General features: G+C 53.2%; 1 protein-coding gene. It reads right to left on the bottom strand.

Annotation, left to right across the window (positions count from 1 at the left end):
• Positions 1-207 (bottom strand): hypothetical protein (locus HWY45_RS36660; RefSeq protein WP_208450117.1); only part of this gene is annotated, 207 nt, incomplete at its 3' end.
• Positions 208-231: the final 24 nt, after the last annotated feature.

Below are 231 nucleotides of genomic sequence, written 5' to 3'. Positions count from 1 at the left end.
ACCGCAGCCGGCTAACTGTAATTTCACTGTAACGGGGGAATACGATGAAGTAACGAAACCGCTAGAAGCCTTGTCAGGCTTGGCGCGCCCGGCTGGGATCGAACCAGCAACCCCTGCCTTCGGAGCTTTACCGGCACACCGGGAGCCTTTAAAAATCAAAGCCTTACACGACTCGCAATCAGCAAAACCAAGGCTAATCAAGGTCAATCAGGGCTGTCCAAGCTCATCCAA

This window comes from Burkholderia stagnalis, from assembly GCF_902830275.1.
Taxonomy (GTDB): domain Bacteria; phylum Pseudomonadota; class Gammaproteobacteria; order Burkholderiales; family Burkholderiaceae; genus Burkholderia; species Burkholderia stagnalis.
The sequence above is the reverse complement of the archived record's forward strand: the minus strand, read 5'-3'. Positions and strand labels throughout refer to the sequence as shown.